The 24,585-nt window shown below is 39.9% G+C and carries 18 protein-coding genes; 6 read left to right on the top strand and 12 right to left on the bottom strand.

Going from position 1 to position 24,585, the window contains the following annotated elements; translation table 11 throughout:
* The first annotated feature begins 6 nt into the window (after positions 1-6).
* Positions 7-3,171, top strand: coding sequence for a multidrug efflux RND transporter permease subunit (locus tag ABJD71_RS04535; RefSeq protein WP_348165178.1), 3,165 nt, complete (start codon positions 7-9; stop codon positions 3,169-3,171).
* A gap of 80 nt (positions 3,172-3,251) precedes the next feature.
* Here the strand turns inward: ABJD71_RS04535 and ABJD71_RS04530 are convergent, their stop codons facing one another.
* On the bottom strand, positions 3,252-3,620 hold the full coding sequence (locus ABJD71_RS04530; protein ID WP_348165175.1) for a glutathione S-transferase N-terminal domain-containing protein: 369 nt from the start codon (positions 3,618-3,620) through the stop codon (positions 3,252-3,254).
* Positions 3,621-3,760: 140 nt separating this feature from the next.
* Here ABJD71_RS04530 and ABJD71_RS04525 point away from each other — a divergent pair, with 140 nt between their 5' ends.
* Complete coding sequence (locus ABJD71_RS04525) at positions 3,761-3,973, top strand: RNA-binding S4 domain-containing protein (protein WP_348165172.1); 213 nt, start codon at positions 3,761-3,763, stop codon at positions 3,971-3,973.
* A 67-nt stretch (positions 3,974-4,040) separates the two neighbouring features.
* Here ABJD71_RS04525 and yiaA read toward each other — a convergent pair whose 3' ends face one another.
* Both yiaA and cysZ read right to left on the bottom strand, forming a co-directional pair.
* Positions 4,041-4,484, bottom strand: coding sequence for an inner membrane protein YiaA (yiaA, locus tag ABJD71_RS04520; RefSeq protein ID WP_348165169.1), 444 nt, complete (start codon positions 4,482-4,484; stop codon positions 4,041-4,043).
* 334 nt (positions 4,485-4,818) lie between these two features.
* On the bottom strand, positions 4,819-5,541 hold the full coding sequence (gene cysZ, locus ABJD71_RS04515) for a sulfate transporter CysZ (RefSeq protein WP_348165166.1): 723 nt from the start codon (positions 5,539-5,541) through the stop codon (positions 4,819-4,821).
* 207 nt (positions 5,542-5,748) lie between these two features.
* Here cysZ and smc point away from each other — a divergent pair, with 207 nt between their 5' ends.
* The 4 genes from smc to ABJD71_RS04495 all read left to right on the top strand — a co-directional run bounded on the left by smc (position 5,749) and on the right by ABJD71_RS04495 (position 14,036).
* Complete coding sequence (smc, locus tag ABJD71_RS04510; RefSeq protein WP_348165163.1) at positions 5,749-9,222, top strand: chromosome segregation protein SMC; 3,474 nt, start codon at positions 5,749-5,751, stop codon at positions 9,220-9,222.
* A 50-nt stretch (positions 9,223-9,272) separates the two neighbouring features.
* Positions 9,273-10,664: a cell division protein ZipA gene (gene zipA, locus ABJD71_RS04505; RefSeq protein WP_348165160.1), complete on the top strand. Its 1,392-nt coding sequence runs from the start codon at positions 9,273-9,275 to the stop codon at positions 10,662-10,664.
* A 67-nt stretch (positions 10,665-10,731) separates the two neighbouring features.
* On the top strand, positions 10,732-12,768 hold the full coding sequence (gene ligA / locus ABJD71_RS04500) for an NAD-dependent DNA ligase LigA (RefSeq protein WP_348165157.1): 2,037 nt from the start codon (positions 10,732-10,734) through the stop codon (positions 12,766-12,768).
* A 551-nt stretch (positions 12,769-13,319) separates the two neighbouring features.
* Positions 13,320-14,036 carry a helix-turn-helix transcriptional regulator gene (locus tag ABJD71_RS04495; RefSeq protein ID WP_348165154.1) on the top strand — a complete coding sequence of 239 codons (717 nt, stop codon included), beginning with the start codon at positions 13,320-13,322 and terminating at the stop codon, positions 14,034-14,036.
* Between the two features lie 58 nt (positions 14,037-14,094).
* Here ABJD71_RS04495 and ABJD71_RS04490 read toward each other — a convergent pair whose 3' ends face one another.
* The 9 genes from ABJD71_RS04490 to xdhA all read right to left on the bottom strand — a co-directional run bounded on the left by ABJD71_RS04490 (position 14,095) and on the right by xdhA (position 24,498).
* Positions 14,095-14,757, bottom strand: coding sequence for a spondin domain-containing protein (locus tag ABJD71_RS04490; RefSeq protein WP_348165151.1), 663 nt, complete (start codon positions 14,755-14,757; stop codon positions 14,095-14,097).
* 249 nt (positions 14,758-15,006) lie between these two features.
* Positions 15,007-16,368 (bottom strand): glycerol-3-phosphate transporter, encoded by a 1,362-nt coding sequence (glpT, locus tag ABJD71_RS04485; RefSeq protein WP_348165148.1) that lies wholly within the window; start codon positions 16,366-16,368, stop codon positions 15,007-15,009.
* Positions 16,369-16,433: 65 nt separating this feature from the next.
* Positions 16,434-17,642 (bottom strand): urate hydroxylase PuuD, encoded by a 1,209-nt coding sequence (locus tag ABJD71_RS04480; protein WP_348165145.1) that lies wholly within the window; start codon positions 17,640-17,642, stop codon positions 16,434-16,436.
* The gene (guaD, locus tag ABJD71_RS04475) at positions 17,632-18,957 is read right to left on the bottom strand and encodes a guanine deaminase (protein ID WP_348165142.1); all 1,326 of its coding nucleotides are present in this window, start codon (positions 18,955-18,957) and stop codon (positions 17,632-17,634) included. Before guaD ends, ABJD71_RS04480 begins: the two co-directional genes overlap by 11 nt.
* A 15-nt stretch (positions 18,958-18,972) precedes the next feature.
* Positions 18,973-19,299: a hydroxyisourate hydrolase gene (gene uraH, locus ABJD71_RS04470; protein WP_348165139.1), complete on the bottom strand. Its 327-nt coding sequence runs from the start codon at positions 19,297-19,299 to the stop codon at positions 18,973-18,975.
* Positions 19,299-19,823, bottom strand: a complete 525-nt coding sequence (gene uraD / locus ABJD71_RS04465) for a 2-oxo-4-hydroxy-4-carboxy-5-ureidoimidazoline decarboxylase (RefSeq protein ID WP_348165136.1) — start codon at positions 19,821-19,823, stop codon at positions 19,299-19,301. The genes uraH and uraD overlap by 1 nt, the downstream gene beginning before the upstream one ends.
* A gap of 8 nt (positions 19,824-19,831) precedes the next feature.
* A complete protein-coding gene (xdhC, locus tag ABJD71_RS04460; protein ID WP_348165133.1) occupies positions 19,832-20,698 on the bottom strand; it encodes a xanthine dehydrogenase accessory protein XdhC in 867 nt (288 codons plus the stop codon).
* Positions 20,688-23,036: a xanthine dehydrogenase molybdopterin binding subunit gene (gene xdhB, locus ABJD71_RS04455; protein WP_348165130.1), complete on the bottom strand. Its 2,349-nt coding sequence runs from the start codon at positions 23,034-23,036 to the stop codon at positions 20,688-20,690. The genes xdhC and xdhB overlap by 11 nt, the downstream gene beginning before the upstream one ends.
* Positions 23,029-24,498 carry a xanthine dehydrogenase small subunit gene (xdhA, locus tag ABJD71_RS04450; RefSeq protein WP_348165127.1) on the bottom strand — a complete coding sequence of 490 codons (1,470 nt, stop codon included), beginning with the start codon at positions 24,496-24,498 and terminating at the stop codon, positions 23,029-23,031. Before xdhA ends, xdhB begins: the two co-directional genes overlap by 8 nt.
* Between the last annotated feature and the right edge of the window lie 87 nt (positions 24,499-24,585).

Here is a 24,585-nt window from a genome sequence, read left to right as displayed (position 1 = left end):
TTACACATGAATTTCACTCAATATTTTATTTCCCGCCCCAAATTTGCTTCTGTACTTGCCATCATGGTAATGATAATAGGTAGCATTGCATATTCAGGTCTACCTATAGAGCAGTATCCACAAGTTGCCCCGCCAACTATTCAAGTTACCGCATTTTATCCAGGCGCAAATGCGGAGATAGCAGCTAAAACTGTCGCAACGCCGATAGAGCAGCAAATTAATGGTGTTGAAGATATGTTGTATCTATCTTCGCAATCTACCGCAGATGGTTCGGTTGCCATCACTGTTACTTTTAAATTGGGTACGGATTTAGACAAAGCCCAAGTACAGGTACAAAACCGTGTAGCCATAGCAGAACCAAGACTGCCTGAAGCCGTTAAACGTATTGGTATTACCACAGCTAAAAACTCTCCTGATTTAATGTTAGTTGTTAACATGTTTTCACCAAATGGTACATATGATCAAACTTATATTGCCAACTTCGTTGCACTACATATTCAAGACCGTATATCAAGAGTTGACGGAGTGGGTAACTTACGAATTTTTGGAGCAAGTCAATATTCTATGCGTGTATGGCTAGATCCGGACCGAGTCGCTTCAATAGGGATGACAGCCTCTGAAGTTGTAACAGAATTGCAGAGTCAGAATATTCAGGTTTCTAGTGGAACATTAAATCAAGCCCCAGTTTTACAAGGACAAACAGCGTTTGAACTAGCAGTACAAACCCAAGGTCGTTTGCAAGAACCTGAAGAATTTGAAAATGTCATCATAAAGAACACTGATGGTAAAATAGTAAGGTTAAGAGATGTAGGCCGAGTAGAGCTTGGAGCTGAAAGCTATACGACACGTGGATACCTTGGAGACAAAAAAGCTATTGCCATTCCCATTTTCCAGCGTCCAGGAACAAATGCTTTAGAAACAGCAGACACCATAAAAAGTATAATGGAAGAACTTGAACAAGACTTTCCACCAGACTTAGCCTATAAGATTGCCTATAATCCAACAGAATTTATCAGCCAGTCAATTGATGCAGTTAAGATGACGATATATGAAGCCATTGCCTTGGTGGTCTTGGTAGTCATCATTTTTTTACAGAGCTGGCGAGCTGCTATTATTCCTGTTGTTGCTATTCCTGTTTCCTTAATTGGCACATTTGCAATCATGAGTGCCCTTGGTTTTTCCCTTAATAATCTAACTTTGTTTGGATTAGTTTTGGCAATTGGTATTGTGGTTGACGATGCTATTGTCGTGGTTGAAAATATGGAGCGTTTATTAGCCAAAGGCAAAGGGCCAATTGAAGCGGCGCAAGAAACAATGAAAGAGGTGGGCGGAGCGGTTGTTGCCATAGGTGTGGTATTGGTTGCAGTCTTCTTGCCCACTGCATTTATTGGCGGGATATCTGGCCAATTTTATAGCCAGTTCGGTATTACTATTGCCATAGCTACTATGATTTCTGTTTCAGTGTCACTTATTCTAAGCCCGGCTATGTCTGCAGTATTACTTAAGGCCCACAAAACAAATAACGAAAAAAACGATAAGCGACAAATTACCACAATCCTCAGCAATGGATTTAACAACTTTATGGATAAGTTAGCACATGGTTATGGCGTCATAACTAGCAAACTTATTCGTTTGATTCCATTGGTGTTATTGGTCTATGTTGGTTTAATGATACTAGCAGGCTATCTATTTTCATCTGTTCCAAAAGGGTTTATCCCACAACAAGATCAAGGTTATGTCATTGTTAGTATTCAGCTGCCTCCAGGGTCTTCACTATCTCGTACTGATGAAGTGGTAAACGAAGCCATTGAACGCTTATTAAGCGTTGATGGTATTCGCACTTCTGTTGCCTTTGCAGGATTTTCTGGGGCAACGTTTACCAGTGCCTCTAACTCAGCTGCGATATTTACTCAGATGCTGTTTTTTGAAGATAGGGCAGAGAAAGGCCTGACTTTTGAAAAAATTTATGCGGATGTGCAAGCTCAAATGGCCCAAATAAAAGAGGCTTTTATTGTGGTTATTCCACCGCCTTCTGTTCGTGGTATCGGTAATGGTGGTGGCTTTAAAATGATGATTGAGGATAAGGCAGGGCATGGCTTACCTTATCTAGAGCAGTCCATGTGGCAACTTGCAGGAGCGGCTAATCAAGCCCCTGCTACTACACAAGTTTTCAGTCTTTTTGAAACGAATACCCCTCAGTTATATGCGAATATTGATAGGGAGCGAGTTGAGCGTTTAGGGGTGCCTGTATCAGAAGTATTTTCAGCTTTAGAAGTTTACCTTGGCAGTGCCTTTGTAAATGATTTTAGTTATTTAGGTCGAACATTTAGGGTGACAGCCCAAGCTGATGCTCCCTTTAGAATGACCCCCGAAGATATCGGTCGTATTAGAGTTAGAAATGATGATGGCCGAATGGTGCCTTTAAGCTCAGTTGCCACATTTGAGTACCGGTCTGGTCCATCTCGAGTACCACGTTATAACTTGTATCCAGCAGCTGATTTATTGGGAAATACAGCGCCTGGGTATAGCTCTGGTGAAGCGATAGCTACAATGGAAAAGCTGGCTGCTGAAATTCTACCACCAGGTATTGATTTTGAATGGACAGAGCTTGCTTATCAGCAGCAGCAGGCTGGCAATACAGCGGTTATTGCGTTTGTATTAGCGGTGGTGTTTGTATTTTTACTGTTAGTCGCACTGTATGAAAGTTGGACATTACCGTTATCGGTTATTTTAATTGTACCTATGTGCTTACTAAGTGCGATTACAGGCGTGTGGTTATTAGGCATGGATAACAACATACTGACCCAAATTGGCTTGATTGTATTGGTTGGTCTAGCGAGTAAGAATGCAATTCTAATTGTTGAGTTTGCTCGGCACTTAGAGATGCAAGGAATGCCTATGTATAAAGCGGTTGTTGAAGCGGGTAAATTAAGGTTACGCCCAATACTAATGACTTCATTCGCATTCATCTTAGGCGTTGTACCTTTGGCTATTGCAACAGGTGCTGGATCTGAAATGAGACAAGCATTAGGTGTAACTGTATTCAGTGGAATGTTAGGGGTAACATTATTTGGTTTACTGTTTACTCCAGTGTTTTACATTATGTGCCGTAGAATATCGTTATTTGTAAAAGGGCAAAAATTAAATGATGAGGGCAGAGCGCCTATCTAAATTTAATTAACGTATAAGGCCACATCTAACTAACTGGTTTATGTGGCCTTATTTCTTAGTCAATATGTAGTGTTTTGTTTTTACGAAAAATGTTTTTCTAAATAGCTAATAATGTCAGATGACTCATAAAGCCATTCAACACTATCCTCATGCTCAATTCGTAAACAAGGCGTTTGTACTTTGCCACCGCCTTGTAACAACTCCTCTCTGTAGGGAGATTTAGATGCGTTACGCCTCACAATTGGCAGGTTAAGCCTATGCATTACTCTACGAGTTTTGATGCAGAATGGACAAGCAAAAAACTGGTACAAAGATAATTTATCAATGTCTTTTGCAATTTCCTGATGAGCTTCTGGTGTGCGCTTCTTTTTAGGCCCTCGTGTGACTAAATCAATGGCAGCAATAATGCTGCCTAGCATGTTACGTAAAAGGTTAATAAAGAATTTCATTTATTGGGCTCTTTGAATCAAGTATAGGGATTAGAAAAATTTTATATTGTATCCACAATATATAAATACTGTAATTGTAAATCTCGATAGAGTAAATTAATTTCAACGATAGATAACATTATTACACTAAAATTAATTATATGAAAAATATAGAAATTAACAAAGAACCAATTGCTTTGTATCAACTACTAAAATTTGAGGCGTTGGTGTCTAGCGGAGGTGAGGCCAAAGGCGTAATTGATAATGGCCAAGTATTAGTCAATGGTGAAGTCGAAACTAGGCGTCGTAAAAAAATTATGACAGGGGATATTATAGAATTTAATAATGAAAGTTTTACTATCAAAATTGTTTGAGCAAAACACCATTGTGGTGTTAAAAACAATTAAGAGGGATCGTATTCCCTCTTAATGTTTAAATATACTATGGCGTGATGAGGGTTTCAGATAATTCGGCTTTGTCTTCTTTTTCGTCTGGTTTAAAAGCTTGTAGATCCCGTACGTTTTTTTGTACGGTAACAGCAGCAAATAAACTTAAAGCATAAGCCATCCCATAAAAGCCTTTTTCACTCAATAATAAATTTGCGTTAATCAAACCGATAATTAGCAAAGCAAGAGATATCCCCGCCGAGGCCCAAGAAAGGCTATAATAAACTTTAGACGTTGCAATTCCTTCTGCTTTGTCGCGGATGGTTTTTTGTAAGGATACCATCGAGAATAAACCATATAAAATTATCGCCAAGTAATACCCTTTTTCATTTAATGCCATTTCTGCGTTAAATAAGCCAACTCCATAAGCGCCACCACCAGTGATTAAAGTAACGATTGACGCTAACGTATATGATTTTGTCGGAGCTTGGATTTTCATGAATATTTCCTTTCTTTAGATTCAGTAGTATTGTTTAACTGTCTCTAAAGTAATCAATGGTTCCTCATAGGTAAACCTTTGTGCGATTAGTATCATATAAGTGTTTTATAAGTATTAATATATAATACTATATGCTGTGAAAAAGCAAACAGACCTATTGCACTCGCGCGTTGGGCGCAACTAGTTCTAATTTAAAATTTGGGTTTTACATGGCAATCCTACTATCAACGGATAAAAGGTGGCTATCGCTCAAACCTATGTCGCAAAAAAGTGAGTTTAGATAGATGTGTACCGCAACTATAACTAGTTACGGGTCTTGCCTTTTTAAGGAGAACTAAACTTGGTCTTTCAATTCTTCAACCCACAAAGCCGTTGCGCCACAAACTGCAACTGGCATTACCAAAAAATTTAAAATGGGTATTAAAGAGCACACGCTAACAGTGATACCAAAGCTAAAACTCTGTGATTTATTGTCTCTTAAAATATGCTTCATTTTGGTAAAAGAAACTTTGTGATTATCAAAAGGGTAATCGCAATATTGTATTGCCATCATCCAAGCTGTAAATAGAAACCAAAGAACTTGTCCTACTACTGGTAGCATGAAAAATAACAATAAAAAACCAATTGCCCGAGGTATGTAATAAGTAAGCTTTGACAATTCACGGCCTAAGGTACGAGGAATGTCTTTAAAAATATCTAAAAGGCCAGTGTCATCCATTCGTTGGCCTGTCAAATGTTGTTCAACTTTTTCAGCCAGTAGACCGTTAAATGGAGCTGCTATCCAATTTGCTAACGTTCCAAAAATTAAGGAAAATACCAATAAAATGCTGATAACCGCGATGGGCCAGATAATGTAACTTAAGCCTTGTTTTAACCAGCTTAACCAATCCCAATCAGGAATGAGATCAACCATCCATACAATACTCGCACTAATTTCACCAAATAAGAAATACAGCGCAACAGAAAATAAAATTAGATTAATTGCTAGGGGGAAAAACACAAAGCGTTTTAATCCTTTGGTTGTTATTAGACTAAATCCCAAGAAAAAATAATGCATAATATGCTTTAATAACCTTTTGTTTTGTTTGAATTAACCCTGGTTTTTATCGGTACAAACGTTAATTTATTTACTGGAAGTATACGGATCTCTAACGGATGTTCAAAACGTCAATTGTTACACTTGATGACTTTTGGTACATTCTCTTACTAATTAATAATAATTATAATATTTTTAGGGACTTTACGACTTAGTGTCTTTCAATTTATGCGCCTGAAAAAAATAAAGCTGGCCGGGTTTAAATCATTTGTAGATCCAACCATTATCCCTTTTCCCGACGACATGACGGCTGTCGTAGGCCCTAATGGCTGTGGTAAATCTAATGTAATTGATGCTGTGCGTTGGGTGCTGGGTGAAAGCTCAGCTAAAAATCTTCGTGGCGATGCTATGACAGATGTTATTTTTAATGGTTCAACTGCCAGAAAACCAGTTTCGCAGTGTAGTGTCGAATTAGTCTTTGATAATTCTCAAGGCCGGATTCAAGGAGAGTATGCAGGGTATAATGAACTTTCGGTAAAACGAATTGTTACGAAAGAAGCAAAATCAAGCTACCTGCTAAATAATGCTAAATGTCGTCGCCGTGATGTAACTGACTTATTTTTGGGCACTGGGTTAGGGCCCCGTAGTTATGCCATTATTGAACAAGGCATGATTTCGCGATTAATAGAATCAAAACCTCAAGAGTTACGTGTATTTATTGAAGAGGCGGCAGGTGTCTCTAAGTACAAGGAACGTCGTAGAGAAACAGAAACCCGTATTCGCCATACAAAAGAAAATTTAGAAAGGCTCGAAGATGTTCGTGGTGAATTAGGCCAACAACTAGAAAAACTGCAACGTCAAGCCGCGGCAGCAAATCGCTATAGAGAATTAAAGAAGAGCGAACGTCAATTTAAAGTAGAGCTTGCAGCCATTAAGTGGCTTAAACATAGTAAAAAAGTAGAGCTGCTAGAAGCGGATATTACAAAAAAAAATGCAGATGTTGAAGCGTATGTTGCCACTCAGCGCAATGAAGAAAAAGACATTACCTTCTATAAAGAGCAACAGAGTGATGTAAAGCAAAAAATATCTGATATACAGCAACAATTATTCAAAGTCAGCACAGATATCACTCGTATTGAGCAGATCCAGATACATACCAAACAACGGCAGCAACAAATACAGAAAGACTCTCAAGGGCTACGAGAAGAAATCCGAGATATTGAAATATCCCGTGAGCAACATACAGAAACCATTGAAGAGTTAGAGCAACAAATACAACTTGCTGAACCAGAAAAATACCTGTTACATGAAAAAGTAGAACAGGCTCAATTTACATTAGTTAATTGTGAAGAGAAGTTTAGCCAAGCGCAAATTGCGTGGCGTGAACAAGACCAAAAGTTTAATCATAGTAAACAACAGGCCCAAAGCTGCCATGGTAAAATTCAAGCCATGATGTCAATGCAAATGCGTACTCAGCAGCGTATTGGCGAGCTCAAAGATGAGTTAGCTATGGAGTCAGATGAAAATCTAAGTAGTCAAATTGAACAATGCCATGAACAAATACTTGATATAGAACAAGAGCTTGCTGAGGTAACAGAGCAGGCTGATGTTGCACTCAAAGTTGAAAATCGTTGTATCGAACAACAGCAACAAGCTGATAAAGTTAAAGTTAGTATTCAAGGTGAGCTGCAAAGTTTACATGCGCAAATTGCCGCGTTACATGCACTTCAACAAGCTACCGAAGACAAGAGCTCTCTAACTGATGCCCTTAAATCTAAAAGTATTGATTTTACTATTTGGTGGCAAACCTTAGATATTAGCTCTGGATGGGAAAAGGCTTTTGAGACAGTTACTCAAGGTTGGCATAGTGCATATGAAATTAAGGATAGTGCTGCCATTGAATCATTAATGTTAGCTAATGGGATTTGGTTGTACTCTGATAACTATCTTGACGAAGTACCTCCAGACTCTTTAGCCAGAAAACTGAACAATCAAAGAGTACCTACATGGCTAACGCATATAATGTATGCAAAAGATCAGCAAGAAGCCAAACAGCTTTTACCTAGTTTAAAAAGTTATCAATCCGTAGTCACCCAAGACGGCATTTGGTTTGGGCCTGATTGGGTAGTTGCCGGTACACGTGAACAAAAAGCTGGAGTGTTACAGCGAGCCAGTCAGATTAAAGAGTTGAGCATAGAAAAAGACATCACCATAAAGCAGTTTGAAAAGGCTGAGTTAGATCTAAAGCAAGCAACACTCAAATTAGATGATGCAAAACAGCAAACTAAGCGAGTAAACGAGCAGCTCGAAGGAATAAAACAAAATTGGCAACAATTTAAAAACCAGTTGCAACTGTATAGTGGTCAGCAGCAACAAACACTTAGCCGAAGTAACCGTTTGAGTGAAGAGTTGATTCGCAATCAAGAAACATTTGAGGACGAACGTGAACAACTAGAAGAATTAGCTATGCATGCTGAGGAATTAGATTTAGCCGTTGATGAATTTCAGGAACAGCAAGCTTCTATCGAAGAAAGTCGTGAACGCTTGCAACAAAATATTACCGACAGTCGCGGTACGCTGGAAAGTGGTAAAACTAAATTGCATCAACTGGCATTGCATTTACAGACTATTCAAGGTCAGCACCAAGCCTTATTAAGCGAACAAGACAGAGAGCAGAAACGTCTTCATTCTATCAATCAAAATTTAGATTTATTACAAAACGAATTGGCGGAAATGGCCATGCCCCTTGAAGATCAAGTCGAGAGTTTACAGCAAAGTCTAGAACAAAAGGCGACACTGGAAATTACACAGAACGACTTATCAGAAAAATTGTCTGAGATGGAAGAAAAGCTACGTGAAGCAGAAAAAGGGCAACAAGGTGTAACTGACAAAATTCAAGCTATGTTAACCCAATTGCAAAGTGTTAAATTAGAATGTGAAGGATATCGAGTTCGAGCAAATGGTTTTTTCGAGCAAGTTGAAGAGATGCAGCTAAGTTTACAAACTGTATTAGATGGGTTAACTGATGAGGCAGAAGAAAATGAATGGCAAAAATTGCTGGACAAGACATCAGCAGCAGTAAGCCGATTGGGTGCGGTAAACCTGGCGGCAGTTGAAGAGTTCGAAGTACAAGCTCAACGCAAGAAACATTTAGACGACCAAAACGATGATCTTGTTTCTGCTATGGATATTCTTGAGCAAGCTATACGCAAAATTGATAAGGAAACTCGCACAAGATTTAAAGAGACCTTTGATATCGTTAACGACGACCTAAAAATGTTATTTCCAAAAGTGTTTGGAGGCGGTTCCGCTTACTTGGAATTAACGGGGGATGATTTATTAGAAACAGGGGTGAGTATTATGGCAAGACCTCCTGGTAAGAAAAATAGTACAATTCACCTGCTTTCGGGTGGTGAAAAAGCGTTGACCGCTTTATCATTAGTGTTTGCGATATTTAGATTAAATCCAGCGCCATTTTGTTTGTTAGATGAAGTGGATGCGCCGCTAGATGATGCTAACGTAGGGCGTTTTTGTAAGCTGGTATCTGAAATGTCGAAAAGTGTGCAATTTATTTACATTACTCATAATAAAATAGCCATGGAAATGGCCACCCATTTAACGGGTGTCACTATGGCGGAACCTGGTGTGTCTAGAATGGTCGCTGTAGATGTGGAAGAAGCCGTTGCTATTGCAAATGCTTAAATGACGTTAGTCCTAACAATTACAATAAATAGAAAGTACGAGTGAATTAAATGGAAGATGTGTTACGTTGGTCATTAGTGGTTGTCGGAAGTTGTGCCATCATTGGTGTGGCCTTGCATGGTATATGGGTGTCGCGTAAAAATAGTGAGCAAACCTCCCAAAAAACTAGAACTAGACCAGAGTTACAAACAGAAGATCAATACCCAGTTAATGATGTCGCTGAAAAAGACGCAGATGTTTCCATAAACTTTGACAATGATTTTAAAGAGCCCTCTGTTGAGCTTGAGGTTACTAGTACATCTGTAAATTCTTCTAAATTCGATGATTTAGGACTAAGTAGTGTTCGAGTGGTGTCGGGTAATACTTCAACAGAGCCCAATGAGGCAACTGAAATTAAACACCAGAGCTCCCCAAGTATCGCCAATACTGAAATTGATAATCAACAAGAGTCTAAAACAGAACAGCAATCTAACGAATCTCCAAGTAAAATTTATGCTTCGGTTGTAACACAACCTAAGCCTGAGTACACAAAACAAAGCCACGTTTCTAAGTCTAAAAACAGTGACCTATCACAGCAGCATAAAGTAGTGTCTTCTAGCACGACTGGAAACCCAAAACCATCAATGAGCACTGGCACAAGCCAAAGTAGTACTAATTCGATTTCTGATGGATATCAAGCGCCAGAGCCCCCCCCATTTTTACTTAAAAAAGATACCTCCCCCGAGACTGAAATTACAAAAGACATTCCAAAAGCCGATGACGAGCCACTAGTTAAAGATATTAAATCCGTTGGCTCAGAAAAAAGTGTCACTGAAAAGCCTAGCCTTAGTGAACAAGCACGTAATTTGGTAAAACGTCAAAAGTCTGAAAATACTCGAAAACGTCGAGAGCCCAAAATTGCTGAAGATCAAATGAAAATTGATTTTGATGAAGAAGACACCAAAGACGTTACTCAGCCACAGGCAATAGAACCAGAGAAAAAATCAGAAACAAAACAAGCCAAGGTAGAGCAGCAAGAAGTATTAGTGCTTAATGTTAAAACTCCAGACGGAGAGCCAATTTCAGGCGCGGCGTTATTACCTATGTTACTTACACTTGGCTTTAAATTTGGGGAACAAGATATCTTTCACCGCCATGTTAATTCTAATGGTAAGGGGCCTGTCTTATTTAGCTTGGCAAATATGTTCAAGCCTGGTGTATTCGACATAGATAATCTTGAAAATTTTACCACGCAAGGTGTGTCATTATTTATGATTTTACCAATTGAAGGTGAACCTCATCAAGTTTTCAACATGATGCATAATGCAGCACGTAAAATCTCTGAGGAGTTTTCAGCGCAAATTTATGATGGCAAACGCAGTTTATTAACCAAACAAAGCCTACAACAATACGTTGAAAAAATTCGTGAGTTCGAACGCCAACGAATGGTAAATAACGGATAATATCCAACTATTCTCCCCTCTCGTTTGTGAGGGGACTGCTTAATCTCTTTTCTATGGAATGCTTCTTATGGCAGTCTCGCAAGACACAATTTTAAAACTCGCCGCTACCAAAGCTACTATTACAGAATATAACTACCAATATTACGTACTAGATAACCCAAGCGTGCCTGATGCTGAATACGACAGGCAAATGCTGGCTTTAAAGGCGATTGAAACCCAGTACCCTGAATTACTTACTCCAGACTCACCTAGTCAAAAGGTGGGAGACATGCCATTACCAGAGTTTCAACAGGTAGAACACGAAGTTCCTATGTTGTCTTTAGATAATGCCTTCGATGAAGCAACCTTTCTTGCGTTTGAAAAGCGTATGCAAGACCGATTAAAAAACAATGAGCAGATTACCTATAGTTGTGAGCCTAAGCTTGACGGCTTGGCGGTAAGCTTACTGTATGAAAACGGTAGATTGGTGCGCGGTGCGACTCGAGGCGATGGTAAAGTCGGAGAAAATATTACAGCAAACGTCCGTACAATTCGTAATATACCCTTAATGCTCAGAGGAAATGATTACCCTGAACGACTTGAAGTTCGTGGTGAAGTAGTTATGAGCCGTGATGGCTTTATAAAACTAAACGAAAACCAACTAGCTGAAGGCAAAAAAGTGTTTGCTAATCCCAGAAACGCAGCTGCCGGCAGTTTACGACAACTGGATTCGCGAATAACAGCCAAACGACCTTTGCTATTTTTTACCTACTCTCTTGGGTTGGTCGAAGGGGAACAAAAACCCTTAGCCCAAACCCACTCAGCCCGTTTACAGCAGTTAAGTGAATGGGGATTCCCTCTTAGTAAAGAACTACAAGTTGCTGAGGATTCAAGGGAATGTTTAGCATATTACCAAGCTATTGGCACAAAACGAGATGCACTTAATTACGACATCGATGGGGTCGTATTTAAAGCTGACAAGATAGCGTTACAGCAAGAACTTGGATTTGTTGCTAGAGCGCCGCGCTGGGCTATCGCCCATAAATTCCCTGCTCAAGAAGAAATGACAGTGGTGCAAGATGTAGAGTATCAAGTTGGCAGAACAGGGGCGATTACTCCCGTTGCAAGGCTAGAGCCTGTATTTGTGGGTGGTGTGACCGTATCTAATGCAACGTTGCACAATCAAGATGAAATTCAACGTTTAGGTTTAAAAATAGGCGACACGGTGATTGTCAGACGGGCAGGGGACGTTATCCCGCAAGTTGTCTCGGTTATTTTAGAAAAGCGCCCAATAGATGCAAGAGAGATAGTGTTTCCAAAATCCTGTCCAATTTGTGACTCAAACATAGAAAAGCTTGAAGATGAAGCCGTTGCAAGGTGTACTGGCGGGCTGTATTGCGGTGCGCAGCTTAAAGAATCTATGAAGCATTTCGCGTCTCGTAAAGCTTTTGATATCGACGGTTTGGGTGACAAAATTATCGAACAGCTAGTTGATTTAAAATTAGTCAAAGCCCCTGCAGACTTCTTTAATTTGGAATTGGTTCAGATATCAAATTTAGAACGCATGGGTGAAAAGTCAGCAGCTAACCTAATTAAGTCTTTAGAAAAGAGCAAACAAACGACTTTAGCTAAGTTCCTGTATTCTCTAGGTATACGAGAAGTTGGTGAGGCGACTGCTGCTAATTTAGCCGCCCATTATTGTGAGTTAGATGCCATTAAGACGGCAACTGTAGAGAGTTTGCAAGAAGTAAGCGATGTGGGTGTCATTGTTGCGCAGCATCTAGATAACTTTTTTGATGAAGAGCATAATGTTCATGTCATAAATGATTTAATTGCGGCAGGTATACATTGGCCAAAAATAGAAAAAATTGAGCTCGACTCTTTACCACTTGCAGGTCAAACCTATGTGTTAACAGGAACCTTATCGCAAATGGATAGAAATACTGCAAAAGCCAAGTTACAAGGTTTAGGTGCGAAAGTAGCGGGTAGTGTATCTGCTAAAACAACTTGCTTAGTGGCTGGTGAAAAGGCGGGATCTAAGTTAACGAAAGCCGAAGCCTTAGGCGTGAAGGTGCTAAACGAACAAGGCATGTTAGATTTATTTACCGAGCTTGAGAGCGATTAAATGGCTTGCTTTTTTAGCATGCTTTCTAAACTTAGTACTTCTATTCAGCTATATTTTAACGAAATAGCATTTACCCTAGTAGCTACTGTCTTAATAGTGTAATGAGCTAAATTAACATATAAAACGAACGAGTAGTCCGTATCACTTCATTATTCGCACTGTATTAATCTGTGCTTTTGGTTATGGGCTGCTAATTTTTTTAGTAGCGCCTTACGTGAAACAATTGATTTTATTTATCCCTCATGTGTAGCGAGGTTTAGGGATCATTTCATTATTTTTATTTCTTGGGTATTTGGTAGAAATAGGCGATATATTTAGATGTAATCATATATCTTGGTTATAGCTAGTGATATGTCAAAAATAGCAAAAGTTTAGCGTTTTTGTTTGCACGTATGTTCTGATTTTTATTAGAGCTTATAAAGCCGTAATCTTAAACTATCGGTTATTCACGGTTAGTCGTTAATATTCATCTTCCTAGTCCTTTAAGAATAGCCAAGACTAGTGGCGTCTTATCAGCGTTTGGTCAGGCGTTAGTATCTTAGGAGTCAAAAATGACATTGGGTAGAAAACTAAAGAGTTTACGAACAGAGCATGAATTAAGTCAGCCAGAATTGGCTGAAAAAATTGGAATTGAGCAGTCATACTTATCTAAGTTAGAAAATGATAAGTCATTGCCTTCAAACGAAGTGCTTCGCAAGGTTTTAGATGCTTTTAATTTATCTTTATCGGCATTTTTAAAAGATTTTGAGCTAGGTAAAGAGCATGGTGCGTTGAGGCAGATTCCAATTATTGATGAGTATTTTTCTGAACAAGGAAAGTTGAAGTTTGCGCAACAACGAGTGTATTTAATTACCTCAAGCTTGATAATCGTGCTGGCAGTTACCTTATTTTATATGGGCTATAGTAAGCAGGTGTTTACAGAGACTCAATTTCAATATGAGTCGCAGGGCGTAATTTTTGAAGGTGAGCCTGATGTTATCTTTTCTAGGTGGATGACTTTATTAAGTCCAAACGAATTGGCTGACCGTACTTTTATGGCAAATAAAAAACTTGAAATTGCCCTTAGAGTTGACGAACAGATGATTTCATTATTTGAATATGCCGGGCAAAGTTTTAAACAGAAACAGCAAGGCGGGCACCGTCATTTTGTACTTAAAAGAGAAAAGCAGATTAAGCGGCCTATAAATGCTTGGTTGCAAGTGTTGGGAGTATTTCTATTTACTTTTGGGATTATGGGGTTTGTGATTGAGAAGCGCTTTTTTAAGTAACTTGTTTAAGCATACTGCAAAAGGGGCGTGCGAGGCCCCTAACTATTATTGATAGTGGTTATTTTCGAGAAATAGTAATTTTAGCGACTGCGTCACGCCAATCATACTCTGATGCTAGAAGATCGCCTTCACCATGAATCCCTGCACTAATATGTACAAAACCTTCATCAGTGGAGCTATCTTCTGAAAAGCCTATTCCACCACAAGCAGGGCCTGGAATGTTGTCACATAATTCATCATTATTCTCTGAGCCTGCATCATAAGCCTTAGCATAATAAACTTCATTATCTGTACGTCTAGGCAAATAAACAGAGTCCAATGCCATAAACGTATCATTGGTAGGGATTAACATAGCCGCTAAGCTTAACCTTGGAAAGCGCCTAGTCGTAGTCAATTCTAACGTTACGGATTCACCAGGTCGCAATAGGCCATCTGACAATAATGGGGCTGAATTTTCAGTATCATGAACTAAACTCGGCGTTGACAATAACAGCTCTTCTAACGGGGCAGGGTTACCTGATTCAGCCAGTGTAGCTAACTCTAACGACGCCGGCATACCCAATTCAAAATAATTGATATTGCTACTATGGGTAGCCGCTAAAACTGGTGTGAAAATTTGGTTACTTGTTATGTTAGTGATGGTTACTTCGTAAGCTCTGTCGGTTGCTAAGGCATTTCCCATGATTAACATAGCAGCACTGGCGCAAAGAATTTTTTTCATTTTTGTGTTTCTCCGTTATACATATTTTAGTTGAGTCATACTGCGACAGACTTAAAATAACGGGGTAATATCACGCCATATTCACACATTTATAACAATTTTATCTCAGACACATATATTTTCGTGATTTGTACGTGAAAACTATCGACAATAGATTACGAAAACTTTTCTATAAACCTGAAATAATCTAAATCATTTCAGGTCGAATTTGAGATAAGCCTACTTAACCTCTTACTGAGTGGGCAATTATTAATAATTGATATTGGTGTTCATAAGCTGACTTTGATGGGCAACTTCATGTTTTAAGGTCAATGCGATTAATATAATGGCGCAAATACAACCACCGACTAAAAGTACAAAGCCACCATCCCAACCAAAATGATCGACCGTGTATCCCAGTGCAATATTGGCCACTACCGCACCGCCTAAGTAACCAAATAAGCCTGTTAATCCTGCGGCTGTACCTGCTGCCTTTTTAGGGACTAATTCTAATGCGAATAACCCAATTAACATCACAGGCCCGTAAATTAAGAAACCTATAGCCATTAACGCAGCGATATCGACTGTAGGGTTACCTGCAGGGTTAAACCAGTAAATAAGTACTGTCACTAATACTAACACCATGTAAAGGATTGCAGCAGGTGCTCTGCGGCCTTTGAACCAAGCGTCGCTGATATAACCACATAAAAGTGTGCCGGGAATACCTGCCCACTCATATAAAAAATAAGCCCAAGAACTTTTATTAAAAGAGAAATCTTTAACTTCATGAAGGTAAGTGGGAGCCCAATCTAAAACTCCATAGCGGATCAGATAAACAAACGCGTTAGCTATGGCTATGAACCATAACAACTTGTTATTGAGTACATACGTTAGAAAAATTTCTTTCGCACTAAATTCAAGTTCGTGCTTTTGGTCATAGTCTTTTGGATAGTCATTGCGGTGCTCTTCAATGGGTGGCAAGCCACAAGATTGTGGGGTGTCTCGTAAAGTTAAAAAAATAAATATCGCAACAAAGGTTGCCGCAGCTGCCGGCACGTAAAATATGCTATGCCATTCGTTAAACCAAGCCATGCCTAATATGGCTAGTGGACCAATTAATCCACCACCAATATTATGAGCAATATTCCAAAAGGATACTGTTTTGCCTCTCTCGTTACCTGAAAACCAATGCACCATAGTGCGGCCACAAGCTGGCCAGCCCATACCTTGGGCCCACCCATTAAGAAATAACAATATGAATATAGAGGAAACACTCGCTGTCGCCCAAGAAGTAAAACCGAATAAAAACATAACACAGGCTGATATTAATAAGCCTGTAGTAAGAAAATACCTAGGGTTACTGCGGTCTGAAACACTGCCCATTAAGAACTTACTTAAACCGTAAGCAATAGATACCGCTGAGAGGGCTAAGCCCAATTCGCCTTTACTAAAGCCTTGTTCTTCGATTAGAAAAGGCATGGCGAGAGAGAAGTTTTTACGAACTAGATAATACCCTGCATATCCCACAAAGATGCCTATAAACACCTGCCAGCGCAGGTGTCTATATTCTTTATATGTGTGTTCGTCAGAAACACGCCCAATGTGAGGCGCAGGTTTAAAAATACCAAACATAATAGTGTGACCTAATTGTTTTTCTCAATTAGAACAAAATTTTAACATTTGATACACGACTAATTTTATTTGTTGGCAAACCAACGAGCTATAATTTGCCTTTCTTGTTCTGTCATACCTGTTCTATTCATCATTGGCATATCTTTAGTAATTACCGTGCGATGGTGAATGAGCGCCGCTTTAGATTCAATTTCCTCCCATGAGTCATATTTAACTCCCAGTGGCGCAACGACAAAAATATCATCAGTAGGGCTTGCTGAGTGACAATTAGCACAATGAACCTGCATAACGTCAAAGACCGCTTGTTGGTCTGGATTAAGTGCGACTGGTTTAGCAACGGCAGGTGTCTTTGTATCTAGAGACTCATTAGGCATAGAAACTGGCATCGACACCCAGTACGCGATGGCAAACATACCAACTGCACCTGTAATTAAAATAGAAGGACGGGAAATACCAATATGCTTCAGATTAAAATAATGGCGTATCCAAGCTGACACAATACCTATAGCCATTAACACTAACCATGCTTGTTCGTGCTGGTAAGTCATAGCATAGTGATTGCTTATCATGATAAATAGTAGGGGCAGGGTAAGGTAGTTATTATGAACTGAGCGTAGCTTAGCTCCTAACCCCCAACTTGGGTCAATCTCTGTTTTATTGGTTACCGCATCTACCATTAGTCGCTGTGCTGGCATTATTTTAAAAAATACATTTCCGGCCATAATCGTACCGATTAACGCCCCTACATGTATAAATGCACCGCGGCCACTAAACCAGTGCGTAGCAAGAAAGCTGGCTGCAGCCAACAGAATTAAAAACATGATCCCAAATGCTTTTGGGTAACGGCCTAATGGGCTGCGACATGCTGCTTCATAAATAAACAGGCCACCAAAAATAATGCCTAGGCCTCGTGCAATTGCTTCGCCAGGTGTTAGATCCATCACAGAGGTGTCGATTAAATAAATAGCTGCCCCGTGATAGTAAATTAAACTTAAAAGTAAAAAACCACTTATCCAAGTAGTGTAAGCCTCCCATTTAAACCAATGCAGCTTTTGTGGAATAACTTCAGGGCCATACTCGTATTTAGCAACTTCATAAAAGCCACCACCATGCACGGCCCATAAGTCGCCTTTTATGCCTTTTTTCTTTTTCCAATCAGGAGGCGTGTCTAGATTATTGTCGAGCCACACAAAATAAAACGAAGCACCTATCCATGCAACACCAGCAATAACGTGAAACCAGCGAATAAATAGCGAAATCCAATCAAGCAACATTGTGTACTTCCTCTTGTGTTTGTTTTTTGGCTTGGTATACCGGCTTACCGGCTACATAGGTTGCAGATATTGCCCTGTCATCAGCTAACATACTTAAAGCAAAAATTAAGTCTTGAGGTGTTCTGTGATTCTCAAAGCGAAGCGCGGTTAACTCATCAAATTCAGGGTCAAGTACAACGAAATCCGCGTCTGAGCCTTGATTGAGGTTACCAATTTTATCATCTAGCCCAAGGGTTAGAGCGGCACCTTGAGTCATTAAATACAAACCCTGCATTGGGTCCATTTGATTACCTTTAAGCTGGCATATTTTATATGCTTCGCTTAAGGTTTTAAGCATACTGAAGCTAGTGCCACCACCAACATCTGTGGCTAACATTACCGGTACATTTTCCTGTTGCGCCTTAGCAAGATCAAATAGCCCACTTCCTAAAAATAAATTTGAGGTGGGACAAAATGCAATACTTGCCTGGGTTTCTCTTAGCCTTTGCCATTCGGATTGTTCTAAATGAATACCGTGTCCAAATACCGCACCTTTGCGAAGTAGATTGTAATGGTCGTATACGTCTAGATAATTTTTTCGCTCGGGAAACAACTCTTTAACCCAAGCTATCTCATTGTGATTTTCAGAAAGGTGAGTTTGAATATAAACATCGGGGTATTGCTGGGCAAGTTCTCCTAAAGTATGGAGTTGCTCTGGGGTACTCGTAGGGGCAAACCTTGGAGTAATGGCATATTTTAAACGGCCGTTATTGTGCCATGTGTCTATTAGGTCAGCCGTGTCACGCTGCGCACTGGCAGCTGTATCTTGGAGCCATTCTGGACAATGCCTATCCATGCAAACTTTACCTGCAATTAGTAACATGTCGTTTTGTTGGGCTTCTTCAAATAAAGCGTCTGTGGCTTGTTTATGTACGGACGAATACACCATACCTGTAGTGGTACCATGGCGGTAAAGTTGTTTCAAAAAGACTTTAGCAATACGACTCGCGTACTCTTTATTTTCAAACTTACGTTCAACGGGAAATGTGTAGTCAGTTAACCAATCTAATAATTGCTCACCAAAGCTGGCAAGCATTTCTGTTTGTGGAAAATGTAAATGACTATCTATAAAACCCGGTAATATCAGTTTTCCTGATAAGTCATGATGATTTTCGTCAACATATTGATTTATATTTGTTTTATAGTCACCTACAAATTCAATTTTGTTGTTACGCGTAACCAATAGTCCGTCAGCAACATAGGTATAATCATCTTTTGGTGAATTTGAGCGCGCCGCAAAATGCAATAAAGAAGCGCGATATGTGTTCATGCTCATATGTTTAAAGCCTCACTAGCTGCCACGATAACTACTAAAACCAAACGGCGAAATTAACAAGGGAACATGATAATGTCCGCCATTTTTTGTCAGTTCAAAATGGACATCTACAAAAGGATAAAATGCTTCTTTATGATGGGCTAAAAGATAATCTTTTGTATAAAAGCGCAAGCAGTACTCGCCTGCTTCAAACTCAAAGTCCTGCCATTGATTACATCTACCATCGGCATCGGTTATACCGGTAATAGTGGTGCCATCGAAAGTGGTTAATTCAAGCTGCATATTAGCGGCGGGTTTTCCTAATGTGGTGTCTAATACATGGCTAGATAAACTAATGCTCATTATTTGGATATTCCTTGTTCTAAGCCTTTCGATATTCTTAAAAGGGTAATTTTAATTTGCTCTGCAGCGGCGAGGTTTACCTCTGTTGCTGTGTCATTTTGTAATCTTATGGTTAGTGCATCGAGCATGGTTTGAGCGCTTAAACCACTTGCACAGATAATGAAAATAAACCCATTTTTTTCTAAATATGTTTTATTAGCACCAGCTAGTGACTCCAAAACCCGCTCGTCTGCTTCAGACGCACCTTGTTGTTCGTTACTGGCCATGGATTTTGTTGAGGCGTATTTAGCTCTAAGACTATTTACGTCACCAATCATAGGGTGTGCTTCAAAAGCTTGTAAAAAGTCTGCGGTGTTACAATCTTGCCAGACTTTTTCCGAATAGCGTTTCACTGCATCAATTGAGCTAAAAGGACGGCCAGCGGTCATAGCTTTAAACCAAGATTCAGATGCACAACACTGGCTAAACCAATTTTCTGCTTCGTGTGTTGATAGGTTGTTTAATGCTGATAAAGATAAGGTCATTGAGGCACTCATTTTAATGGTTCAGCTACTAAAGATTTAAATAGTAGTTTGTTGTCACGCCACGCTTGCTTATCGGCATCTACGCTCGGTGACTTTGTGTTTAATTTTTGGATGATTTGGGCCGCCATAGATACCGCTACCTCAATAGGTTGTTTACCTGGAATATCAAGCATTCCTACTGGGCTTATGAGCCGTTTAATATCTGCCGTTGGCCAGTCCCTATGGGTAAGCCGGGTAACGAACCTTCGGGCTTTGGTTTCTGAGCCTATCATGCCCACAAATGAAATGGCTTGATTGCCAAGGGCGGCTTCAACTATGTCAAAATCTAACTGATGATTGTGAGTCATAATCATTACCCACGATGAGGTTGGTAAGGTATTCAAGGTATCTTCTGGGTGTTCTGCATACTGCAATTTCACGTTTGAACTAAGGGCTTGATGATCAATCTCATCAAGCAATGTTTGGCGATTATCAATCCAGCGTATTTGCAATGGAAGCTGTGACAAAATCGGGACTAATGCTCTAGAAACGTGACCTGCACCATAAATTGCAATATGTTGAGTATGTTGCGTAAATACTTCAAACAATACATTAGTGGCGCCACCACAACATTGCCCCAATTTGCTTGACAAAGGATAATGCTCAACTTTCTGTTTAGTTTGATCTTCTAGTAGCAATTGTCTTGCTTGCTTGGTTATCTCAAACTCTAAGTGTCCGCCGCCTATAGTGTCATAGGTGCAATCATCACATACCAGCATTTTAGTACCGCCATCCCTTGGCGTAGACCCCGCTGTTGCTAACAAGGTTACTAGTACGTAGCTTTTACCTTGTTGTTGACACTGATAAACAGCATCAAACCAGCTATTAGCTTTCATAGCTATTATCCTTCCAAGCTTGAGCTTGTTCTATGGCTTTATAGACTTTTTCTGGTGTGGCTGGCGTATCTAGAATTGGGTCAGTTCTATAGTCAGTTATACTCGAAATGGCATCTTTTAATGCACACCATACTGAGTTTGCCAACATAAAAGGAGGCTCACCCACGGCTTTAGAGTGATAGATACTCTCTTCATCGTTTGCTCTGGGGTAGAGGTCTACGTTAAATATTTCAGGTGTATCACCGATGGCGGGTATTTTATAGGTTGCAGGGTTATTACTAATTAATTTACCTGAATCATCCCATAACAACTCTTCACTGGTTAACCAGCCCATTCCCTGAATAAAACCACCTTCAATTTGCCCAATGTCGATAGCAGGGTTAATGCTTTTCCCCACATCATGCAATATATCAACACGATTTACTTTGTACTCACCTGTCAGTGTATCAATAGATACCTCTGAACAACTTGCGCCATAAGCAAAGTAGAAAAATGGACGACCTTTACCTGTTTCTCTATCGTAATGAATTTTTGGGGTTTTATAGAATCCAGATGCAGACAAAGAAATACGGTTCATATAAGCCTGTTGTATGAGCTCCACAAAGGTCATTTTATGTTCGTTTAGTGTGACGGCCTGTTCAGTAAACTTAACAAATTGCGGATCACCATCGACCTGCTCTGCTAAGAAGGCTGCCAGCCTTTCTTTTATCGCGATACAAGCATTCTGTGCTGCTTTACCATTTAAATCTGTGCCGCTTGATGCCGCTGTAGGTGAGGTATTTGGTACTTTATCGGTGCGGGTTGAAGTGACTTCAATATGAGATAGGGGTAGCCCAAACTCGTTTGCAACAATTTGCCCAATTTTAGTATGTAAGCCTTGTCCCATTTCGGTACCACCATGACTTATTTGTATACTGCCATCAGTGTAAATATGTAACAGCGCGCCTGCTTGATTTAAGTGTTTTGCAGTAAAAGAAATGCCAAATTTTATCGGCGTTAACGCTAGGCCTTTTTTAATGATTGGACTGTTTTCATTAAAGAGCCTAATTTGATCTCTTCTGGCCCAATAATCGCTAGAATTTTCTAAGCGTTGAATGAGATCGTCAAGTAGGTTGTGCTCAACTGGCATCCCATATTGGGTAGTATTGCGACTGTCTTTTTGGTAAAGGTTTAGTTTACGTATAGTTAACGGATCTTTACCCACTTTACGGGCAATAGCATCCATAATGGCTTCACCCATAATCATACCTTGGGGCCCGCCGAAGCCTCTATAAGCAGTATGTGAGACCTGATTGGTACGACATCTATGACCTTCAATGTAACAATCTGCTAAATAGTACCCGTTGTCAGCATGGAACATAGCACGGTCAACAATGGCATCTGATAAATCAGGAGAATGGCCACAGTTGCCATTAATTTCTATATGTGTTGCTTGCAATAAACCTTGCTCATCAACTCCAACACTAAAGCGGTTCTCAAATGGATGCCGTTTACCTGTTGCTGCCATGTCTAACATTCTTGGTAGACGTATTTTCACAGCTACATTATTACGAGTAGCAAGTAATGACGCCAAACAAGCCCACTGTGCGGCTTGGGTTTCTTTGCCTCCAAACCCGCCGCCCATGCGGCGCATGTCCACTACGACTTTATGTAACTTAATATCTAACACTTCTGCGATAAGTTTTTGTACTTCGCTTGGATGTTGGCTAGAAGTATGCACAGTCACCCTGTCTTCTTCTTCAGGAATAGCCATAGATATTTGGCCTTCAAGATACATATGCTCCTGTCCACCTATAAATAATTCACCACTTATTTTTACAGGGCTGTTGTTATAGCTTTGTTGAAAGTCTCCATGACGCATAAAGTGAGGCGGGCGAACAAAATCACTGGCCTCTTTGGCTTGGGCTACTGATAAACATGCTTCGTCAGGAGTGATCTCTATTGTCGCTTTCAACGCAGCTTTTCTAGCCAAGGTTGAGGATGTCGCAAGCACAGCAAAAACAGGTTGGCTGTGGTAAAAAATTTTCGAATCAGCAAGTAGCGGATCACCAGAAAAAACCGGCCCAATATCTTTATGTCCAGGGATATCATCAACGGTAATAACATCAATTACACCCTCACTGGCTTTAACTGCTTCTAAATCCATAGAGGTGATGACACCAGACGCTACTGGGCTAACTCCTACCGCTCCATGATGAATGTTGGCTGCCTCAGGAATATCGTCAACATAGCGAGCTAGCCCGCCCACTTGGCGCTGCGCACTTTCATGTTTATGTGATTTACCTGCTACGCCTTGGGTTTGATTATCGAAACCTGGTTGTGTAATGAGTTTACGCATGGCTAGTGACTCCCGTGCTATGGGGTACATGAACAACACGAGTTGCTATTGTGTTGGCCTGATGGTTGCTCTCAAGCCAAAAACGCTTCCATAAATTTGCCAACATAGTCACTCTATATTCCTTTGTTGCTCTAACATCATCCAAAGGGGTGAATGCTTTAAATAATATATCTTTGCCGATTTCAAAGGTGAGCGAACTAGACCAATCTTTACCTAAAAGGCTGGTGTTTAGTTCTTCTACTATTGCAGGAATAGCTGCAACGCCACCAAATCCGGCGCTTAAGCTAATTACTTTTTTGTCTTCGAGTGCAATATTAAAGACTGCACATACCGCAGATATATCATCTTCGTAACGTTTTGATATTTTATAAGCTCTAATGCTTTGATTGGGTTGTAGATAAGGGATGAAAATAGCAGCAACCCACTCATCTTGATGTAGCACTGTTTGTCGATATCCGAGGAAAAATTCATGTGCCGCAACGGTACGTTGTGTATGGCCATTATCAATATGTATCACTGCATTTAAGGCTAATAATACGGGGGGCATATCACCTATAGGAGACGCATTTGCTACATTGCCACCTAGAGTGGCTTGGTTACGTATTGGCGTAGCCGCAAATCGCCAAAGTAACTCTGATAAATCAGGGAAATGCTTTAATAATTCAGGTTCAATTTCATTAAAGGGTAGGGCTGCACCTATTAGTAAACCCTGCTCTAGCGTATCAATAGTGGTTAATTCAGGTACCAAACTTATTGATATTAACTTGTCAAAGGTTTGCAGTTGCTGGGTAACTTGCAAGGCTAAGTCTGTACTACCAGCAAACATCTTTGCTGTTGGGTGGCTTTGTATCGCTTGGCTCAGAGCCTCTCTTGACGTTGGGATAATTAGGTTGTCTGTATCTACCGAAGTTCTGCCGATAGATTTTAACGTAGTAATCGTTTGTGCTTCTACTCGGCTAAATTTATCTTCAATTTTGTTGCCACATACATTTAGAGCAGCATCAATAATGGGACGATATCCAGTGCAACGACATAAATTACCAGATAAACCATTAATAACGGCTTCTCTATCTATTTCTGAGTTCTGATGATAAAGCGCAAACATAGACATAATAAAACCAGGTGTACAAAAGCCACACTGGGAGCCATGTTCTTCAACCATGCTTTGTTGCACTGGGTGTAAGTTGTTGCCGTCACTTAAATGCTCAACGGTAATTAATTGCTTGCCATGCAGCGCAGATAAAAACGTCACACAGCTATTGATAGCTTTGTATTGAAGAGAATGGTCTGTTGCCTTTGATATTTCAGCCACAACCACAGTGCATGCTCCACAGTCACCAGAAGCGCAGCCTTCTTTTGTGCCGGTTAACTTTTTATTTTCACGTAGATATTCTAGTAAGGTTAAGTCAGCCTTTTCTTCTTGGATATGGTTCATTTGAGTATTTAATAAAAAGCTGACCATTTTGAACTCCGGTAAATAATTTGATGAGTTAGGTATTATCCTTAAAGACTAGCGAATTACAATAAAAAACCTGACTAGATGGTCAGG

This window comes from Paraglaciecola sp. (genome assembly GCF_039943935.1).
Classification (GTDB): domain Bacteria; phylum Pseudomonadota; class Gammaproteobacteria; order Enterobacterales; family Alteromonadaceae; genus Paraglaciecola.
The sequence above is the reverse complement of the archived record's forward strand: the minus strand, read 5'-3'. Positions and strand labels throughout refer to the sequence as shown.

What these genes read in the sequence shown, in the direction of transcription:
- ABJD71_RS04535 (WP_348165178.1), top strand. Translation starts at nt 7, where the DNA reads ATGAATTTCACTCAATATTTTATTTCCCGCCCCAAATTTGCTTCTGTA.
- ABJD71_RS04530 (WP_348165175.1), bottom strand. Translation starts at nt 3,620, where the DNA reads ATGAAATTCTTTATTAACCTTTTACGTAACATGCTAGGCAGCATTATT.
- ABJD71_RS04525 (WP_348165172.1), top strand. Translation starts at nt 3,761, where the DNA reads ATGAAAAATATAGAAATTAACAAAGAACCAATTGCTTTGTATCAACTA.
- yiaA (WP_348165169.1), bottom strand. Translation starts at nt 4,484, where the DNA reads ATGAAAATCCAAGCTCCGACAAAATCATATACGTTAGCGTCAATCGTT.
- cysZ (WP_348165166.1), bottom strand. Translation starts at nt 5,541, where the DNA reads ATGCATTATTTTTTCTTGGGATTTAGTCTAATAACAACCAAAGGATTA.
- smc (WP_348165163.1), top strand. Translation starts at nt 5,749, where the DNA reads ATGCGCCTGAAAAAAATAAAGCTGGCCGGGTTTAAATCATTTGTAGAT.
- zipA (WP_348165160.1), top strand. Translation starts at nt 9,273, where the DNA reads ATGGAAGATGTGTTACGTTGGTCATTAGTGGTTGTCGGAAGTTGTGCC.
- ligA (WP_348165157.1), top strand. Translation starts at nt 10,732, where the DNA reads ATGGCAGTCTCGCAAGACACAATTTTAAAACTCGCCGCTACCAAAGCT.
- ABJD71_RS04495 (WP_348165154.1), top strand. Translation starts at nt 13,320, where the DNA reads ATGACATTGGGTAGAAAACTAAAGAGTTTACGAACAGAGCATGAATTA.
- ABJD71_RS04490 (WP_348165151.1), bottom strand. Translation starts at nt 14,757, where the DNA reads ATGAAAAAAATTCTTTGCGCCAGTGCTGCTATGTTAATCATGGGAAAT.
- glpT (WP_348165148.1), bottom strand. Translation starts at nt 16,368, where the DNA reads ATGTTTGGTATTTTTAAACCTGCGCCTCACATTGGGCGTGTTTCTGAC.
- ABJD71_RS04480 (WP_348165145.1), bottom strand. Translation starts at nt 17,642, where the DNA reads ATGTTGCTTGATTGGATTTCGCTATTTATTCGCTGGTTTCACGTTATT.
- guaD (WP_348165142.1), bottom strand. Translation starts at nt 18,957, where the DNA reads ATGAGCATGAACACATATCGCGCTTCTTTATTGCATTTTGCGGCGCGC.
- uraH (WP_348165139.1), bottom strand. Translation starts at nt 19,299, where the DNA reads ATGAGCATTAGTTTATCTAGCCATGTATTAGACACCACATTAGGAAAA.
- uraD (WP_348165136.1), bottom strand. Translation starts at nt 19,823, where the DNA reads ATGACCTTATCTTTATCAGCATTAAACAACCTATCAACACACGAAGCA.
- xdhC (WP_348165133.1), bottom strand. Translation starts at nt 20,698, where the DNA reads ATGAAAGCTAATAGCTGGTTTGATGCTGTTTATCAGTGTCAACAACAA.
- xdhB (WP_348165130.1), bottom strand. Translation starts at nt 23,036, where the DNA reads ATGCGTAAACTCATTACACAACCAGGTTTCGATAATCAAACCCAAGGC.
- xdhA (WP_348165127.1), bottom strand. Translation starts at nt 24,498, where the DNA reads ATGGTCAGCTTTTTATTAAATACTCAAATGAACCATATCCAAGAAGAA.